The organism is Klebsiella sp. K47, from assembly GCF_051858335.1.
Classification (GTDB): domain Bacteria; phylum Pseudomonadota; class Gammaproteobacteria; order Enterobacterales; family Enterobacteriaceae; genus Klebsiella; species Klebsiella pneumoniae.
The window spans coordinates 1-206 of the sequence record NZ_JBPYUI010000648.1; the positions used below are offsets into that span (position 1 = coordinate 1).

At 69.9% G+C, this 206-nt stretch carries 1 protein-coding gene; it reads right to left on the reverse strand.

The genetic code is table 11. The features are described from left to right. Positions 1 to 206, reverse strand: a 206-nt coding sequence (locus tag RRF55_RS29560) for a hypothetical protein (RefSeq protein ID WP_439419537.1), incomplete at both ends; no start/stop codon positions are given.

A 206-nucleotide genomic window follows, 5' to 3' on the forward strand; every position in this document is an offset into this window, starting at 1 on the left:
GCCGAGGGAGAACAACGCCTCGCCCAGGCTCGGCTTGCCGCCGTCCGCCGTCTCAATGACGATCACGAAGACGCTGGCCGCCGCCGCCAGCAAACTGCGCGGCAGGACGGCGCCGCCCGCCTGATCCAGGTCCGCCGCCCGCTTGCGAATGGCCGACGCCGTGCGATGGCGATACAGGCGGATGAAGGTGAGACTCAGGAAGACGC